Source organism: Streptomyces sp. UNOC14_S4 (assembly GCF_020740835.1).
Lineage (GTDB): Bacteria > Actinomycetota > Actinomycetes > Streptomycetales > Streptomycetaceae > Streptomyces.
In genome coordinates, this window is the sequence record NZ_JAINFC010000157.1 from 1 (window position 1) to 15,046 (window position 15,046).

At 71.2% G+C, this 15,046-nt stretch carries 15 protein-coding genes; 6 read left to right on the forward strand and 9 right to left on the reverse strand.

From position 1 onward, the window contains the following. Positions 1-369 precede the first annotated feature (369 nt). Together K6I34_RS16275 and K6I34_RS16280 are read left to right on the forward strand one after the other, a co-directional pair. Positions 370-909 (forward strand): YbhB/YbcL family Raf kinase inhibitor-like protein, encoded by a 540-nt coding sequence (locus K6I34_RS16275; RefSeq protein WP_229326756.1) that lies wholly within the window; start codon positions 370-372, stop codon positions 907-909. A 392-nt stretch (positions 910-1,301) separates the two neighbouring features. Continuing rightward, a complete protein-coding gene (locus tag K6I34_RS16280; protein WP_229326758.1) occupies positions 1,302-1,817 on the forward strand; it encodes an HNH endonuclease in 516 nt (171 codons plus the stop codon). 91 nt (positions 1,818-1,908) lie between these two features. On the opposite strand, the gene K6I34_RS16285 is transcribed toward K6I34_RS16280, so the two are convergent. The 4 genes from K6I34_RS16285 to K6I34_RS16300 form a co-directional block, all read right to left on the reverse strand. Further along, positions 1,909-2,679, reverse strand: a complete 771-nt coding sequence (locus K6I34_RS16285; protein WP_229326759.1) for a sulfite exporter TauE/SafE family protein — start codon at positions 2,677-2,679, stop codon at positions 1,909-1,911. An 85-nt stretch (positions 2,680-2,764) separates the two neighbouring features. Next, positions 2,765-3,721 (reverse strand): SPFH domain-containing protein, encoded by a 957-nt coding sequence (locus K6I34_RS16290; protein WP_121797604.1) that lies wholly within the window; start codon positions 3,719-3,721, stop codon positions 2,765-2,767. A 113-nt stretch (positions 3,722-3,834) separates the two neighbouring features. Further along, a complete protein-coding gene (locus K6I34_RS16295; protein ID WP_308294017.1) occupies positions 3,835-4,257 on the reverse strand; it encodes an NfeD family protein in 423 nt (140 codons plus the stop codon). 80 nt (positions 4,258-4,337) lie between these two features. Continuing rightward, the gene (locus K6I34_RS16300; protein WP_229326761.1) at positions 4,338-5,147 is read right to left on the reverse strand and encodes an ABC transporter ATP-binding protein; all 810 of its coding nucleotides are present in this window, start codon (positions 5,145-5,147) and stop codon (positions 4,338-4,340) included. Positions 5,148-5,258: 111 nt separating this feature from the next. Here K6I34_RS16300 and K6I34_RS16305 point away from each other — a divergent pair, with 111 nt between their 5' ends. Then, complete coding sequence (locus K6I34_RS16305; RefSeq protein WP_229326764.1) at positions 5,259-6,056, forward strand: hypothetical protein; 798 nt, start codon at positions 5,259-5,261, stop codon at positions 6,054-6,056. Between the two features lie 250 nt (positions 6,057-6,306). On the opposite strand, the gene K6I34_RS16310 is transcribed toward K6I34_RS16305, so the two are convergent. The 4 genes from K6I34_RS16310 to K6I34_RS16325 form a co-directional block, all read right to left on the reverse strand. Next, positions 6,307-6,567, reverse strand: coding sequence for a chaplin (locus K6I34_RS16310; RefSeq protein ID WP_229326766.1), 261 nt, complete (start codon positions 6,565-6,567; stop codon positions 6,307-6,309). Between the two features lie 177 nt (positions 6,568-6,744). After that, entirely contained in the window at positions 6,745-6,981 is a 237-nt protein-coding gene (locus K6I34_RS16315) for a chaplin (protein ID WP_229326776.1), read from the reverse strand. Between the two features lie 149 nt (positions 6,982-7,130). After that, entirely contained in the window at positions 7,131-7,778 is a 648-nt protein-coding gene (locus tag K6I34_RS16320; RefSeq protein WP_229326778.1) for a response regulator transcription factor, read from the reverse strand. Further along, positions 7,771-8,916, reverse strand: a complete 1,146-nt coding sequence (locus tag K6I34_RS16325; RefSeq protein ID WP_229326780.1) for a GAF domain-containing sensor histidine kinase — start codon at positions 8,914-8,916, stop codon at positions 7,771-7,773. Before K6I34_RS16325 ends, K6I34_RS16320 begins: the two co-directional genes overlap by 8 nt. Before the next feature lie 173 nt (positions 8,917-9,089). Here K6I34_RS16325 and K6I34_RS16330 point away from each other — a divergent pair, with 173 nt between their 5' ends. After that, positions 9,090-9,791 carry a nitroreductase family protein gene (locus K6I34_RS16330; protein WP_229326781.1) on the forward strand — a complete coding sequence of 234 codons (702 nt, stop codon included), beginning with the start codon at positions 9,090-9,092 and terminating at the stop codon, positions 9,789-9,791. Positions 9,792-10,144: 353 nt separating this feature from the next. After that, on the forward strand, positions 10,145-10,846 hold the full coding sequence (locus K6I34_RS16335; RefSeq protein ID WP_229326783.1) for a transglycosylase SLT domain-containing protein: 702 nt from the start codon (positions 10,145-10,147) through the stop codon (positions 10,844-10,846). Positions 10,847-10,937: 91 nt separating this feature from the next. Here the strand turns inward: K6I34_RS16335 and K6I34_RS16340 are convergent, their stop codons facing one another. Further along, a complete protein-coding gene (locus tag K6I34_RS16340; RefSeq protein ID WP_229326785.1) occupies positions 10,938-13,547 on the reverse strand; it encodes an FHA domain-containing protein in 2,610 nt (869 codons plus the stop codon). A gap of 220 nt (positions 13,548-13,767) precedes the next feature. Between K6I34_RS16340 and K6I34_RS16345 the strand changes: the two genes are divergently transcribed. Further along, a partial coding sequence (locus K6I34_RS16345) for a streptophobe family protein (RefSeq protein WP_229326787.1) occupies positions 13,768-15,046 on the forward strand: 1,279 nt, incomplete at its 3' end.

A 15,046-nucleotide genomic window follows, 5' to 3' on the forward strand; every position in this document is an offset into this window, starting at 1 on the left:
CTTGCTCTCCCTGTGCCCGCTGGAGGAGCAGGCGGGCAGGAGGAGCAGGGGCAGGGCGGCGAGGAGGGCGGTGAGCGCGCGCAGCGCGCGGCCGCGCGTTGCGTGACCGCGCGTTGCGTGACCGCGCGTTGCGTGGGCGGCCGGTCGTCGCCGGATGAGTCGAAGCGTTTGAAGCACACCGGTATGGTCGCAGCCTCGGGGGTTCCGCTGCGGGTCGCTGTGCGGCGCGCCCACCGGGGTGCCACCTGAGCCCGGTCCGCGACTGCGCGTCCATCGTGGCTGGTCGCGCAGTTCCCCGCGCCCCTATCGGGGCGCCCCGGCCCGTAATCTGGCCGCTCCATCGTTCCGCGTGCTAGCCAGGAGGCGAACGTGTCCGAGCAGAAGCGACCCCCGCTCCCCCATGACTTTCACCCGCCCGTGCCCTCGTTCACCGTGACCAGCGAGGATCTGACGCCTGGTGGGACGCTGGGTGACGCCCAGGTGTACGCGAAGGGCAACACCTCGCCGCAGCTGCGCTGGGAGGGGTACCCCGAGGGCACGAAGAGCTTCGCCGTGACGTGCTTCGACCCCGACGCGCCGACCGGCAGCGGCTTCTGGCACTGGGTCCTCTTCGACATCCCGCTGTCCGTGACCGAGCTGCCCGCCGGTGCCGCCAGCGGGCATATGAAGGAGCTGCCCGCGGGCGCCGTCCACGTGCGCAACGACTACGGCACGCAGGACTTCGGCGGTGCCGCGCCGCCGCCCGGGGACGGGCCGCACCGCTACGTGTTCACGGTGTACGCGGTGGACCAGGAGAAGCTGGGCCCGGACGCCACCGCGTCGCCCGCGGTCGTGGGCTTCCACCTGCGGTTCCACGCGCTCGGGCGGGGCCGGCTGATCGGCGAGTACGAGGTGCCCGCCGCCGGCTGAGGCCCTCCGCCGGGTGCGCCGACCGGAAAAACGCGTTGCGCCCCGCCGCCCCGAATCGCACAGTGGTGCATGGCTGACGGCTCCGCATGGCCGTCGGGCAGTGGACACCGCAGTGGCGGGGGCGGCGGGGCGCGCGTGCGTCTCCCGTCTGCCGGAGCCCGGCCGCATCGGTCCGAGGCGACCGCGTCCGCTGCCGTGACGCTCCGGGCCCTGTGTTCACACGGGGGAAGGGCCCGGAGCGTCACCCTGTGTTTCCGCGCTTCTTTCCCGCTGTTCAGCTTTGCGGCAACTCCCTTTCACCATACGGAAATTACGTTGTTTCCGTATCTGTCCACGGGCACAGTTGAGCCATCTTTGCCGACGGGGCGGGGACGGGCCGGGAGGTGTTCGGGATGCGGGAGACGCTGGTGCTCAACGCGAGCTTCGAGCCTTTGGCGACGGTGTCGCGGCGACGGGCCGTCGTGCTCGTGCTCCAGGGCAAGGCCGTCGTCGAACAGGAACGGCCGGGGCTGCGGCTGAGGGGGTCGGAGGTCGACGTACCGGTGCCCCAGGTGATCAGGCTGCGCCGCTACGTACGGGTGCCGTTCCGAAGACGGGCCCCGTGGTCACGGCGCGGCGTGCTGGTACGGGACCGGCACCGGTGCGCGTACTGCGGGCGCCGGGCGACCACGGTGGACCACGTGGTGCCGCGCTCGCGCGGGGGCGAGGACAGCTGGCTGAACACGGTCGCCGCGTGCGCGGAGGACAATCACCGCAAGGCGGACCGTACGCCGGAGCAGGCCGGAATGCCGCTGCTCACCGCGCCCTTCGAGCCGACACCGTCCGACGCGCTGCTGCTGGCGATGCGCGCGTACGGCCGCGAGCCGCTCCCGGAGTGGCTGGCGACGCCCCTGGCCGAATCGGCCTGATGGGCTGACAGGGGGCGTCAGGGGCCCGGCGGCCGGTGCGGCCGCCGGGCCCGTACGGCTCCCGTACGGCTCCCGTACGGCTCCCGTACGGCTACTTGAGCAACATCTCGACGATGGCCACGGCGCCGACCACGACGATGACGCCGCGCAGCGCGGTGGGTGGCAGGCGGCGGCCGACCCTCGCGCCTATCTGCCCGCCGAGGGTCGAGCCCGCCGCGATGAGCAGGGCGGCGGTCCAGTCCACGTGGGCCGCGAAGACGAAGAAGAGCGCGGCGACTCCGTTGACGACGACCGCGAGGACGTTCTTGAGGGCGTTGACGCGCTGGAGGTCGTCGCGCAGCAGCAGGCCCATCAGGGACAGGTAGAGCACGCCCTGGGCCGCGCCGAAGTAGCCGCCGTACGCGCTGGCCAGCAGCAGGCCCACCAGGAGCGCGAGGCCGCCGTCGGTGGCCTCATCGGTGGTGCCGTTGCGTTCACGGCGGCGGGCGAGCGCCCTGGCGAGCCTCGGCTGGAGGACGACGAGGACGAGCGCGAGGCCGATGAGCACGGGCACGATCGCGTCGAAGGCCCGGGACGGCAGGGCGAGCAGCAGGACGGCTCCGGTGAGCCCGCCGATCAGGGCGGTGATGCCGAAGCGGACGACGCGGCGGCCCTGGCCGCTCAGTTCGCGGCGGTAGCCGATGGCCCCGCTGATGTTGCCGGTGACGAGCCCCAGGGTGTTGGAGACGTTCGCGGTGACCGGCGGGAGGCCGATGCCGAGGAGCACGGGGAAGGTGAAGAGGGTGCCCGACCCGACGATGGTGTTGATGGTCCCGGCGCCGACGCCCGCGGCGAGGACCGCCAGTGCTTCCCAGATGGACAAGGCCATCTCCTTCATGATCAGTAAGTCGCCTCCCCGCCCATGACGGGTCGAGGGGCCTTACCGATCATGCAGGAGTGATCCGCGATCAGTCGATGGGCGGCTGCTCCCGGCGGGGCGTCTCCTTGGTCGTCTTCGGGCTCTGGCCGCCACCGCTGCGTGACGGGCCCATGGGGCCGAAGTTGCCGACGGCGCCGCTGAGGCCCTTGAGGGCGTCACCGATCTCGCTGGGCACGATCCAGAGCTTGTTGGCGTCGCCCTCGGCGATCTTCGGCAGCATCTGGAGGTACTGGTAGGAGAGGAGCTTCTCGTCGGGGTCGCCGGCGTGGATGGACTCGAAGACGGTGCGGATCGCCTGGGCCTCGCCCTCGGCGCGCAGCGCGGCGGCGCGGGCCTCACCCTCGGCGCGCAGGATCGCGGACTGCTTCTCGCCCTCCGCGGTGAGGATCTGCGACTGCCGGATGCCCTCGGCGGTGAGGATCGCGGCGCGCTTGTCACGGTCGGCGCGCATCTGCTTCTCCATCGAGTCCTGGATGGAGGTGGGCGGCTCGATGGCCTTGAGCTCGACGCGATTGACGCGGATGCCCCACTTGCCGGTGGCCTCGTCGAGGACGCCGCGCAGGGCCGCGTTGATCTCCTCGCGGGAGGTGAGGGTCCGCTCCAGGTCCATGCCACCGATGATGTTGCGCAGGGTGGTGACGGTGAGCTGCTCGATGGCCTGGATGAAGCTGGAGACCTCGTAGGTCGCGGCGCGCGCGTCGGTCACCTGGTAGTAGATGACCGTGTCGATGTTGACCACCAGGTTGTCCTGGGTGATCACGGGCTGCGGCGGGAAGGGCACGACCTGCTCACGGAGGTCGATGCGGTTGCGGATCGTGTCGATGAAGGGGACGACGATGTTCAGCCCGGCGTTGAGCGTGCGGGTGTAGCGGCCGAAGCGCTCGACGATGGCGGCACTGGCCTGTGGGATGACCTGCACCGTCTTCATGAGGGCGATGAAGACGAGCACCACCAAGATGATCAGGACGATGATGATCGGTTCCATCGGGGCTCCCCGTGCCTGTCGGTTTTGATCTCTCCGGTAAGTCTTTCAGAACGCGGTGGCGCCATGCAGGAAATGAGGCGATATCAGGCCGCGATCAGGCCACGCGGGGGGGCTCACAGCACAAGGGCCGTCGCGCCGTCGATCTCGACCACGTCCACCTGCTGACCCGCCTCGTAGCTGCGCCCGGTGTCGTAGGAGCGCGCGGACCAGATCTCGCCGGCGAGCTTGATGCGGCCGCCGTTGCCGTCGACCCGCTCGAGGACGACGGCCGAGCGGCCCTTGAGCGCTTCCACCCCGGTCTGCAGCTCGGGGCGTTGGCGGCGGTGGCGGTTGGCGATGGGGCGCACGACGGCGATGAGCGCGACCGAGACCGCGGCGAAGACGACGAACTGGGTCACCGTGCCCGCACCGAGCTTCGAGGTGACGGCGGCGGCCACGGCTCCCACGGCGAGCATTCCGAACTCGGGCAACGCCGTCACGACGAGCGGAATGCCCAGTCCGACGGCGGCCACCAGCCACCACACCCACGTATCCACGTGTTCATGGTAGGCGCGACGGCCGCCCCCGGACAGTGCGCGAGGACGGCCTCAGGGATTCACCGCGCTCCCGGTACGGCTCAGCTGAGCGGCAGGCCGTGGGCCGTCCAGCGCTGTCCCTGCTGCTCGACGACCAGGGGGAGGCCGAAGCAGTGGGAGAGGTTGCGGGAGGTGAGTTCGAGCTCGATGGGGCCCGCGGCGAGCACCTTGCCCTGACGGATCATCAGGACATGGGTGAAGCCCGGCGGGATCTCCTCGACGTGGTGGGTGACCATGAGCATCGAGGGCGCGAGCGGGTCGCGGGCGAGGCGGCCGAGGCGGCGCACCAGGTCCTCGCGGCCGCCGAGGTCCAGGCCCGCGGCGGGCTCGTCCAGGAGCAGCAGCTCGGGGTCGGTCATCATCGCGCGGGCGATGAGGGTGCGCTTGCGCTCGCCCTCGGAGAGGGTGCCGAACTTCCGGTCCAGGTAGTCCGTCATGCCGAGGACGTCGAGGAAGGCGCGGGCGCGCTGCTCGTCGACCTCCTCGTAGTTCTCCTGCCAGGAGGCGGTCATGCCGTAGGCGGCGGTGAGGACGGTCTGCAGGACGGTCTGGCTGCGCGGCAGCTTGTCGGCGAGGGCGATGCCCGCCACACCGATGCGCGGACGGAGCTCGAAGACGTCGACAGCGCCCAGCTTCTCGCCCAGGACCTTGACGGAGCCCTTGGTCGGGAAGAGGTAGCTGGAGGCGACATTCAGGAGGGTGGTCTTGCCCGCACCGTTGGGGCCCAGGATGACCCAGCGCTCCCCCTCCTTGACCGACCAGGAGACCTGGTCCACCAGAGCCCGGCCCTCGCGGACCACGGATACGTCCACCAGTTCCAGCACTTCGCTCATGAGCGCGTTGTCTCCCATTGCAGTGTCGTCGCTTGCGCCTGTAGTGCGCCTGTAGGCCAAGCCTCCAGGGACAGCCCCAGGGAAAAACTTACGCCACCCGTTGTCGGTGCCAGTCCCTAGGCTGGGGCCATGCTCGACGAACACCGCTCAGGACGGCTCACCGCATGGGGAAATGCCCTCATTGCCGGATTCACTTCTCCCGACGAGGCAGCGCACCGGATCACGGGTGACGACGCCGTGCACCGCGTCGCGGGGCTGCCCGGGGAGGCGGGGCCGGTCGGCCTCACGCTGGCCCTCGGACGGCTGCGCGCCCTGGGGGCGACGGGGCTGCGCCTCGCGCTGCCGGTGCCGGGGCACCCGCTGGGGCTGAGCGGGCCGCCGGAGTTCAACGCGCGGGCGATGGAGGCGGAGGAGGCCGTCATCGCGCCGGGCACGGGTCTCGGCCTCGTGCCCGAGATCCACGCGGCGGGCCCCGCGGGCGATGTGCACGTGGAGGTGACGTGGCACTGCCTGCCGGTGCGGGAGGCCGTGCCCGCGGACGTGCCGTCGCTCGGCGAGGCGGAGCGGGAGCTGGCGGAGGCCCTGCGCGAGGCGACCGAGGCCCTCACCCGGCTGGACGTGGCGGGCTCGGGGCCGGTGGCACAGGCGGCGCTGGAGGCGTACCGCGCGCGGGCGGAGCGGGGCCGCGAGGTGCTCGCCCCGGGTTATCCGCCGCGGGCGGTGCGGGTGCTGGAGCTGGCGCAGCGGGTGGGCGCGCTCATCGCGATCGCGTACGCGCCGGGCGACGGCGGGGGCCGCGAGCACGGGGGCGCGGTGAGCGCGTCGGAGATAGCGGCTCGGGCGCATACGCTGCGGCCGGTGGAGCGGACGGCTCGGCGGGCGCAGGTCGCCGCGTACAACGCGCTGCTGGAGGAGCGGGGCCGCTAGCCCCGCCCTGCTCCTGGGTGCCCCCGCTTCTGGGTGCCGGGGCTGTGCCCCGGGCCCCGCTTGTCCCCGCGGGTGCGTCTGGCTTGCGCCTACTGGGGTGCCTCTTGCGCCGGCGCGCGGCTGCGGACCGTAGGTGGCTGGTCGCGCAGTTCCCCGCGCCCCTGACGGGGCGCGACCCCGACGACCGGCATCAGCGAATGGGGGTCCGGGGGCACAGCCCCCGGGACCCCCCGTCAAGCCGAGTGGTGTCTCACTCGGAGTTGATGCACGTGTTGCCGAACGTCGGGTTGAGGATCGCGAGGAGGATGTCGATCGTGTTGCCGCAGACGTTCAGCGGCACGTCGACCGGGATCTGGATGACGTCACCGGAAACGATGCCCGGGGAGTGCGTGGCCACCCCGCGGGCGACTGATCCCTTGCCCCCGTCATGAGCGACGGCGGCACCGGCGGTGGCGGTGAGGGCCATGCCGGTCGCGGCCAGGATGAGGGCGGCCTTCTTGGCAGTGTTCATGGAGGGTCTTCCTTCTGCTGATGTCCTTGGCGACCCCGGCAGGCAGGGTCGCGTACTGATGAACGCCAGCAAGCCGCCGATGGCACGGCCATCGGCGGCGTTTGCCCCCATTTGGGCGATTGATCACCCTCGCCCGCCCGGCCCCGTGATTCCGGGGCCGGGGAGGCGATGCGTCACTTACTTGTTGACGCAGAGGTTCCCGGCAGCCGGGTTGAGAACGCCCACCACGTTGATGGTGTCGCCGCACACGTTCGCGTCCACGTCGACCGGCACCTGGATGACGTTGCCGGAGACAACGCCGGGCGAGTCCTTCGCCTCGCCGTTGGCCTGGTGAGCGGAGGCCGCGCCCGCACCGGCAAGGGCGAGCCCGCCGACGGCGATCGTGATGGCAGCGGCCTTCTTGATGTTCTTCACTCTTCTTATGACCTTCCTGGGTGAGCCACGGCCAGCCGCCGCGGTACGCCATGGAAAACGGGTCACCGACGGTCAGGTTTCGGGGTCGACCGTCCCACCACACGACCGTATGAATTCCTGATCTGAAGACGACGTTCCGGATAGACGGATCAGGCGCCGATCCCATGTCGCACGGCCCACAGGGCGGCCTGGGTGCGGTCGGCGAGGTCCAGCTTCATCAGGATGTTCGATACGTGGGTCTTGACAGTCTTCTCCGAGAGCACCAGGGCGCGGGCGATCTCCCGGTTGGAGCGGCCGTCCGCGATCAGGACGAGGACCTCGCGCTCCCGGTCGGTGAGGGCGTTGCCCCTGCCCTGGCCGCCGCCCGCCTCCTCCTGGGCGAGCAGGGCGCCCGCCACCTCGGGCTGGAGCAGGACGTGCCCGGCGTGCACGGACCTGATCGCGCCGGCCAGGGCGTCGGGGTCGACGTCCTTGTAGACGTAGCCCGCCGCCCCGGCCCGCAGGGCGGGGATGACGGTGCGCTGCTCGGTGAAGCTGGTGACGATCAGCACCCGGGCGGGGTTCGCCAGCTCCCGGAGGCGGCGGAGCGCCTCGATGCCGTCGGTGCCGGGCATCTTCACGTCCATGAGGACGACGTCCGGGCGCAGCTCCTCCGCCCGCTCGACGCCCTCGGCGCCGTCGGCGGCCTCGCCGACCACCTCTATGTCGTCCTGGACCTCCAGGAACGTCCGCAGCCCGCGCCTGACCACCTGGTGGTCGTCCACGAGCAGCACTCGGATAACGCGTTCCTCAGCCACCCGGCACCTCCATCTCGATCGCGGTGCCCTTCCCGGGCGCCGAGTCAACGGTCAGACTCCCGCCGACGCCGCTCGCCCGGTCCCGCATGGAGACGAGACCGAGGTGGCGGCCCGCGCGCCGGACGGTGTCCGGCTCGAAGCCGCGGCCGTCGTCCGCGACGCGCAGCACGGCGCTCTGTCCCTCCCGGACGAGGGTGACCTCGACGCGGTCGGCCCCGGAGTGGCGCAGGGCGTTGTGCAGGGCCTCCTGGGCCACGCGCAGCAGCGCCTCCTCCTGGGCCGCCGGGAGGGCCCGTATGCCGTGCGCGGCGAAGGTGACGCGGGCGGAGTGGGCCCGGTCCAGGACCTGGATCTGGGTACGCAGGGTGGCGACGAGCCCGTCCTCGTCGAGGGCCGCGGGGCGCAGCTCGACCACGGCGGCGCGCAGCTCGTCGGCGGCCTCGGCGGCGAGCCGGGTCACCTCGTGCAGCTCGACCTTGGCGCGGACGGGGTCGCGGTCGACGAGCGCGGTCGCGGCCTGGGCGGTGAGGCGCAGGGAGAAGAGCTTCTGGGAGACGGCGTCGTGCAGCTCGTGGGCGATGCGGGCGCGCTCCCCCGCGATGGTCAGCTCGCGGCTGCGCTCGTAGAGGCGTGCGTTGGTCAGGGCGATCGCGGCGTGCTGGGCGAGCATGCCGAGGAGTTCCTCGTCCTCGGCGGTGAAGCCGCAGCCGCCCTCGGGCTTGGGGCACTTCTTGTTCGCGAGGAAGAGGGCGCCGAGGATCTCGTCCCCGTCGGCGACGGGCATGCCGATGAAGTCGCTCATGTCGGGGTGCGCGTCCGGCCAGCCCTCGAAGCGCGGGTCCAGGCGGACGTCCCCGAGGCGCTGCGGGGTGGCGTCGCGGAGCATCGACGCGAGGATGCCGTGCTGGCGGGGCAGCGGGCCGATGGCCTTCCACTCCTCCTCGCTCACCCCGTCGACGACGAACTGGGCGAAGCCCCCGTGGTCGTCCGGGACGCCGAGCGCCGCGTACTCGGCCTCCAGCAGGTCCCGGGCGGAGACGACGATCGTCTTGAGGACGTCGCGTACCTCGAGGTGTCTGCTCATGGCGAGGAGCGCGGTGCTCACGGCGGTCAGTCCGGAGCGTGGGCCTTGGGTCATGGCCTCACCGTACCCACGCGCCCCCGCGGGCGTATCGGGCCTCGGCGGGCCCCGGAGCCGTCCGGGCGGCCTAGGCCGGAAGTCCCGGTTCCCGGCGCCCGGGGCGGGCAGGAGGAGCCGCGAGGTTCGGGAATGCGGCCCCGCGGGGCGGCGCCGGGGACCAGACTCGGAGCATGTCCATACCAACGACACGCTGGACACCGACCCACGGCGATCCCTACCGGCCGGTGCCCTATCGCCCCGAGCGGATGCCCGCCGCCGAGTCCCTGGCCCGCGCCGCCGAGCTGCGGGAGCGCATGGACCGGCGCAGGACCGTACGGCAGTTCTCCACGGACCCGGTGCCGGAGCAGGTGGTGAAGGACGCGATCGCGTGCGCGGCCACCGCGCCCTCCGGGGCGCACCAGCAGCCGTGGACGTTCGTCCTGGTGAAGGACCCGGAGGCGCGGCGGCGCATCCGCGCGGCCGCGGAGAAGGAGGAACAGCTCTCCTACGCGGGGCGGCTGGGCGAGGAGTGGCTGGCGGCGCTGCGGCCGCTGGGCACGGACGAGGTCAAGCCGCATCTGACGGACGCACCCGCGCTGATCGTCGTCTTCCAGCAGCGCTACTGGCTGGGCGCGGACGGGGAGAAGCGGAAGCACTACTACGTGGACGAGTCGGTGGGCATCGCGGTCGGGATGCTGCTCTCGGCGCTGCACCTGTCGGGGCTGGCGGCCCTGGTGCACACGCCGAGTCCGATGCGGTTCCTGTCCGAGGCGCTGGGGCGTCCGGCGAACGAGAAGGCGTTCGCGGTGATCCCGGTGGGCTACCCGGCGGCGGACTGCCAGGTGCCGGACCTGACGCGCAAGAGCCTGGACCAGGTGCTCGTGGAGGTCTGAGCGGAAGGTTTGCGCAAACGATCACATACGCAAAGCTCAAGAGCACGTACGCCGAGTGACCCCCTAGGGGTCCCGGTGTGACGCCGGGCATAGGGCGCAGATCACCTACGAACCTGCCTAGTGGGCACATAAGGCCCCAATAAGCGGAAGGGAGGGCCGCTCAGGCCCCCTTTCCGCGGCCCCCGCGGGCATCGCCACAACGAAGCGGGGTAGTACGTCACCTCTTTGCCAGGTCTTTTTGCTGCCGCTAACAATTGCCACGTCGCAGGGCGCCGTCGATCGAGACGCGGCGCTTTTTTGCGCGCCTCTCCGGGCCACTGCGACTCAAGCGATTGGAAGAGGTTCAGCTCAGCATGCGCTCCCCCATCTCCGGCTATAGCCGTCTCACCAAGGTCCACAAGTTCTCCGCCGCGGGCATCGCCGCCGCTGGTGTGGCCGCCCTGACGTTCGCCGCCCTCCCGGGCGGCTCGGCGGACGCACAGACGCAGTCGATCTCCGTCAAGCCCGTCGCGTGGAGCTCCCAGGACCTCGGGGTCCAGGACCAGCAGGAGCAGCTCGGCAAGCAGGCGGACGTCGCCATGAAGCTGGCGAAGGACGAGGCGGACAAGCGCAAGGCGGAGGACGAGGCCAAGGCCAAGGCCGACAAGGAGCGCGCCGAGAAGGAGGCCGCGAGCCGTTCCGAGGAGCGCAAGCCGGTCGAGCAGGCCCCCGCCGCCCCCGCGAAGAAGGCCTACGCCAACAACCTGGACGGCTGGATCCGCGAGGCCCTGGACATCATGTCCGCCCACGGCATCCCGGGCAGCTACGACGGCATCCACCGCAACATCATGCGCGAGTCCACCGGCAACCCCAACGCCATCAACAACTGGGACTCCAACGCCGCCGCGGGCATCCCCTCCAAGGGCCTGCTCCAGGTGATCGACCCGACCTTCAAGGCGTACCACGTCGAGGGCACGTCCTGGAACATCTACGACCCGGTCGCCAACATCGTCGCCGCCTGCAACTACGCGGCCAAGACGTACGGCTCCATGGACAACGTCAACTCCGCCTACTGAGCCGGACGCCGACGGACAGCACATACGCCGAAGGGCGGCACCCGATGCGGGTGCCGCCCTTCGGCGTATGTGCTGAGCTGTCAGGAGGCCGTCACTTGCGCATGACCTCGGGCTCGTGGCGGCGCAGCAGGCGGATCACCGCGAAGCCGCACACGATGCCGATGGCGAGGAGGGCCGCCAGGTCGATGCCCCACTGGGTCGCGGTGTGCGCCCACAGCGGGTCGAGGCTCTTCGCGTCGCTCTTGTCCATGGGCGCCATGATGTGCGAGAGGTCGAGCGTGGTGCCCGCGCCCGCGATGGCCCAGCGGGCCGGCATCAGCCAGGCGAACTGCTCGATGCCGGGCGAGTTGTAGAGCTTGAACAGGATGCCGGTGAAGACGACCTGGACGATCGCGAACATCACCAGCAGCGGCATGGTCTTCTCCGCGGTCTTCACCAGGGAGGAGATCACGAGGCCGATCATCATGCAGGTGAAGCCCAGCGCGGTGATCACCAGGCAGAGCTCGACGGCGGGCAGCTTCTTCAGGATCAGGCCCGACTCCGGCAGCTCGCGGACGGAGAAGCCGATGGCGCAGATGAGGATGGACTGCACCATGGTGATGAAGCCGAGGACGATCACCTTGGACATCAGATACGCGGACCGGGACAGGCCGACGGCCCGTTCCCGTTCGTAGATGACCCGTTCCTTGATCAGCTCGCGGACGGAGTTGGCGGCGCCGGAGAAGCACATGCCGACCGCGAGAATCAGCATGATCGTGCCCGCGTCCTGGTTGAAGTGGCCCTTGCTGGGCGCGCCAAGGCCGAAGTCCGCCGGGATCAGCGTGCTGACCCCGCCGAGGACGGCGGGCAGCGCCAGCATCAGGACCAGGAAGCCGCGGTCGGAGGCGATCACCGAGGAATAGCGGCGCATCAGCGTCCACAGCTGCGAGCCCCAGCTCTGCGGCTTGGGCGGGCGGACCATCTGCGGCTGGACGTGGACGGACTGCGGGGCGACGGCGTCGATGTCCGCGGCGTACATCTGGTAGTGCTGCGAGCCCTTCCAGCGGCCCGCCCAGTCGTAGTCGCGGTAGTTCTCGAAGGCCGAGAAGACATCGGCCCAGGTCTCGTAGCCGAAGAAGTTCAGCGCCTCCTCGGGCGGGCCGAAGTAGGCCACCGAGCCGCCGGGCGCCATCACCAGCAGCTTGTCGCACAGCGCGAGCTCGGCGACCGAGTGGGTCACGACCAGGACCGTGCGGCCGTCGTCGGCGAGGCCGCGCAGCAGCTGCATCACATCGCGGTCCATGCCCGGGTCGAGGCCGGAGGTGGGCTCGTCCAGGAAGATCAGCGAGGGCTTGGTGAGCAGCTCCAGGGCGACGGAGACACGCTTGCGCTGGCCGCCGGAGAGGGCGGTGACCTTCTTGTCCTTGTGGATGTCGAGCTTGAGCTCGGTGAGCACCTCGCCTATCCGGGCCTCGCGCTCGGAGGCCGCGGTGTCGCCGGGGAAGCGCAGCTTGGCCGCGTAGCGCAGGGCCTTCTGGACCGTCAGCTCCTTGTGCAGGATGTCGTCCTGCGGGACCAGGCCGATGCGCTGGCGGAGCTCGGCGAACTGCTTGTAGAGGTTGCGGTTGTCGTAGAGGACGTCGCCCTCGTTGGCCGGGCGGTAGCCCGTGAGCGCCTTGAGCAGGGTGGACTTGCCGGAGCCCGAGGGGCCGATGACGGCGATGAGCGACTTCTCGGGGACGCCGAAGGAGACGTCCTTGAGGATCTGCTTGCCGCCGTCGACCGTGACGGTGAGGTGGCGGGCGGAGAAGGAGACGTCACCGGTGTCGACGAACTCCTCCAGCCGGTCGCCGACCAGACGGAAGGTCGAGTGACCGACACCGACGATGTCGTGCGGGCCGATGAGCTGACGGCTGACCGGCTGACCGTTGACATAGGTGCCGTTGTGGCTGCCGAGGTCGACGATCTCGAAGCGGCCGTCGCCGGTGGCCCGGAACTCGGCGTGGTGGCGGGAGACCTGGAGGTCGGAGACGACCAGGTCGTTCTCCAGGGCACGGCCGATGCGCATCACACCGCGGCCGACGGCCATCTGGTGGAAGCTGGTCGGGCTGCGGTCACCGTGGGGAGGCTGGGGAGCCGGGGCGCCACCGCCCTGCGGCGGGGTGCCGCCGTGCGCCGGTGGCTGCTGCGCGGCCTGCGGCTGCTGCGGTACGTATGCCTGCTGGGGCGTCTGCTGAGGCGCCTGCTGGTACGGCTGCTGCGCCTGCTGCTGCCAGGCGTCCGGGGCCTGCTGCTGGTAGGGGGGCTGCTGCCAGCCCGCCCCGGCCTGCTGCGCCAGGTGCGCCGGGGCCTGCGGCGACATCGCGGTCTGCGCGCTGTAGAGGTCGGCGGCGGGTGCGCCGACGCCCGCACCGGCACCCGCGGCGGCGAGATTCAGCCGCGGGCCGTCCGTCGCGTTGCCGAGGTGCACGGTCGTACCGGGGCCGATGTCCATCTGATGGATCCGCCGGCCCTGCACATACGTGCCGTTGGTGCTGCCGTGGTCCTCGATGACCCAGCCGCGGCCGCCCCAGCGGACGGTGGCGTGCCGCCAGGAGACGCGGGCGTCCTGCAACACCATGTCACCCTGCGGATCACGCCCGAGGGTGTACGACCGGGACGGGTCCAACGTCCAGGTCTGTCCGTTCAATTCCAGTACGAGTTCCGGCACTCCATGCCCCACTACTTGTCCCCCGATGAGCCCCCTGCACAGGGAGTCTAGGGATGGCGAACATCGGGAGGAACTATTTCAGGCACAGTCCCCGAACCAAAAGTCGGGGAAGGGCGCGACCTGATAACGGGCGCCGTTGACGGACCCGAACCACACCCGGAGAGTGGTTACCGCCACGGATATGTACGGATCATGCGTATCCGGGCACGGGGTCGGGATCGGGGGGTCCTTCATGATCATGAAAAGCGACCGGCGCATCGGTGGCGGAATATCCGGCGCGGAGCTGATTCTTACCTCGATAGCCGCTGTGAGCTGGGCTTTTCTCGCTATGGCGGGAATTGCGGCGCTGGGGCTGCATTTGCTCGGCGCGGACGCCGCGGGGGCACTCGGACCGATGACGGCGGCGGCCGTGGTCCTCGCCGTGGGGGGTTCCATCACCCCTTCGGGCGATCTGGAGGCCTTCGGTCTGCGGGGCGCGGCGGCGCACAGCGCCGTCGAAATCGCGCCACTGGGGGTGAGTCTGGTGGGCGCGCTCCTGCTGGGGCTGGTCTTCGCGCGGTCGCTGCGTTCGGCGGGCGCGACGGTGCGCGTGGGGGAGCTCGCCGTGCGCGCGGGCTCCGTGGCCGTGCTCTTCCTGCTGCTCCTCGGCGGGCTGTGCTGGGTGGGCTCGGACACCGTCACGATCGACGGGTCGGGTCTCGGCCTCGGCGGTACGGGCAGCGGCGGGCCGGGGCTCTCGATCCCCGGGATCGGGGACATCGGCGGCGGGCTGCCGGACCGGATCGCCGGACTGGCCAGGGCCAAGGCCTCCGTGGGCTTCTCCGTGGACACCGGCGCCTCGCTGCTCGGCGGCGCGGTGTGGGTGCTCGCGGTGCTGCTCGTCACGGTGCTGGCCGCCCGGCGGGCGCCGCTGCCCCCGGGCTGGGAGGCGCTGCACCGGACGGTGCGCCCGGCGGTCTCGGCGCTGTGCGCGGTGCTGGTCCTCGCGGTCGGCGCGGGTCTGGCGGCCGCGCTGTTCGCGACGGCGGCCGACGCCCACCCCGGCCGCGTGCTCGGCGGGGCTCTGTTGGGGGCGCCGAACGGGGTGTGGATCGGGGTTCCGTTGGGGCTGCTGGTGTCCTGGCGGGGTACGGCCACGGGTGCGCTCGCGCAGGTGCTGCCCTCCCCGCTCGACGACCTGCTCAGCGCCAAGGCCGACGAGGCGGTGACCCTGGGCCGGCTGGCCGAACTCGACGGGTGGGTGTGGCTGCTGGGGGCCGGGTTCGCCTTGCTGATCCTGGCCGCGGGGGTGCTGACGGCGGTGCGCACCCCGCGCGGAGAGCAGGGCGCGGTGGGCTTCGCGGGCCGCTGCGCGGTGTCGCTGGGGATCGCGACCGCGCTCGCGCTGCCGCTGTTGGTGCTGGCGACCCGGGTGAAGGCGGACGCGGGCCTGTCCGTCCTGGGCTTCGACGCGGTGGGGGCGGGCCTGGAGCTGCGGGGCAGCGTGCCGATGGCGCTCGGCCTGGGGGCGC